This window comes from Stieleria sedimenti, assembly GCF_025060895.1.
In the GTDB taxonomy this organism is placed as follows: Bacteria; Planctomycetota; Planctomycetia; order Pirellulales; family Pirellulaceae; genus Stieleria; species Stieleria sedimenti.
The window spans coordinates 1-2,163 of record NZ_JANZKV010000237.1; the positions used below are offsets into that span (position 1 = coordinate 1).

Below are 2,163 nucleotides of genomic sequence, written 5' to 3' on the forward strand. Positions count from 1 at the left end.
GCGCCAGCGTGCGGGCCCCTTCATTGATGTTAACTTTGCGGCTTTGCCCAGGACTGGGGCCCGTAGGCTCGCGCCAAACGGCTGATACTCGTTTGATATCAGCCGGTTCACGCCAGCGTCCGGGCCCCTTCATTGATGTTAACTTAGCGGTATTGGGCTAAAGCCTGCACACCAACACGCTTGCGCGTGCCATTCAGGTCACGTTGAAAAGTTGATCTCTAAATGAACTGGGCGTAGAAGGTCCACGCGCCGGTGACCAGCATCGCCGCGGCGGACAACCACAGGAACGTGTCCCAGAGCTTGTTCGGCTCCAGCCCCTCCACCGAGCGTTTGTAGCGGAAAAACAATGCCGCCCCCGCCAGCATCGGCAACATGATGCCTTGCGCGATCCCGCTGATCAGAACCAGTTGCGCCGGCGCGGGAAAGGCGATGAAGATGACCACGCACAGGATCGGGAACACGCCGCTGAGGATCCGGATCCAACGGTCTCGCGTCTGTTCGTCGTGGGCGATCAAGCCGATCACGCGGAGCGCATCGGAAAACGTTCTCGCGTGCGACGCGTTGGCGACAAAGAACGTCGAATACAGCACCGCCAGAGCACCGAATAAAAACACCGTGGCGGCCCATTCCGAGAAAACCGGCTGAAACATCACCGCCAACGTCCGCACCATATCGCCTTTCTCGGGGGTCAATCCGATCCGATGCAAGACCGATGCGCCTAGCAAGTAGAACGCGATGGTGGCGAAGGTGTAGATCAGCATCGACCCCCAGGCATCGACGTGCATCACCCGCATCCATCCGGCCGCACGCTGTTTCCACGCCGGGCTGCCATCGTTCTTGCCCGTGAATTTACCGTAGCCCTTTTCCAGGCACCAATACGGGTACGTGATCAGTTCGGCGGCACCGACGCCGATGATCCCGAACGTCGCCAGCGCGGTGCGAATCGGACTCACCCCTGCTGTCTGTTCCGGAAACGAAAACATCAATCCGGAAAGAAACTCTTTGGCGCTGAAGGCGAATTCGGCTTCGCTTTGCAACCAGTAAACGTTGACGACGACCAACAGCGTGAACGACGCCACCAGCGCAGTGGAAAACGATTGAATCAAGTTGTAGCGTCCCACGACCAGAATCACGCTGGTGATCAGCGAGATCAGGATGGCCCAGATCGCCGTGTCATGGGGCTGCACGTGTTCGCCCGCGTCCGCCGGATGATAGGTGGCGTCGTAGGTGACCCAGGTGTTCGGAGTGGAGACTTCGAACTCGGATTCGCCGCGATCATGTGCGGCACGAAACGCGTCGAAACGGGCCAGTTGTTCCGCATCGGCGGCCTGGTTATACGCGACGCCTTGCCGCGTCAGCGGGGCGCTGATCGACAACGCCTGGCCGACGCCGCCGACGATTCCGCCCAGTTGTGAAATGCTGGCCAACCACATGATCAACCAATACCACACCAACCAGTTTCCACGCCCCTTGATCCGCGGCCCCGGCACTTCGTCGAGCGCCACCAGAGTGGTTTTGCCACTGATCAGTGCGTAGCGGCCGAATTCGATTTGCGCAAACACCTTGATCACGCAACCGATCACGATCAGCCACAACAGACTGAATCCCGATTCGGCCCCCGTCTTGGTCGTGGCGATCAATTCGCCGCTCCCGACGATCGACCCGGCCACGATCAGCCCCGGCCCTACCGCTAATAGAATCCGCCCAAACGAGGTCGGAGGGGAAATGATTTCACTTTGATCTTGATTCATGGCGGAAAGTTTAGCAGAGCCGACGAGGCCGGGGGTTTTGACGCTCCACGTTTCAGATTTGAGATTTGAGATTTGAGATCTGAGATATGCTGACTCTAGCGTTTTCGATGTATTCACTCTCCCCTCGGGATATCGATTGTATAAGAGCAGCTTTTGGCAACCCATGTAGATTCTCTCCCTCTGGGAGAGACGGCGTTTGCGCAGCACGCAAACGCCAGAGAGGGCCCACGCTGCAAAAGTCTCAGCGATTTCCGCCACGATCAACTCCGCCACTTATCCAATCGACACTCCTCCTGGCAAGCAGGATACTTACCCCACTACTCCCCGAAGTGGACCGCACAGGCATCGTTTTCGCAGGTCCCTTGGCCTGACTTCTTGCCTGCCAGCTTGTAGCGCCGCTTGGCGATTTGGT

At 58.4% G+C, this 2,163-nt stretch carries 1 protein-coding gene; it reads right to left on the minus strand.

The annotated features are described in order from the left end of the window. Positions 1–218: 218 nt before the first annotated feature. The gene (locus tag NZK35_RS27345) at positions 219–1,751 is read right to left on the minus strand and encodes an Nramp family divalent metal transporter (protein ID WP_259635701.1); all 1,533 of its coding nucleotides are present in this window, start codon (positions 1,749–1,751) and stop codon (positions 219–221) included. Between the last annotated feature and the right edge of the window lie 412 nt (positions 1,752–2,163).

Coding starts and splice junctions, on each gene's coding strand:
- NZK35_RS27345 (WP_259635701.1), bottom strand. CDS start 1,751: ATGAATCAAGATCAAAGTGAAATCATTTCCCCTCCGACCTCGTTTGGG.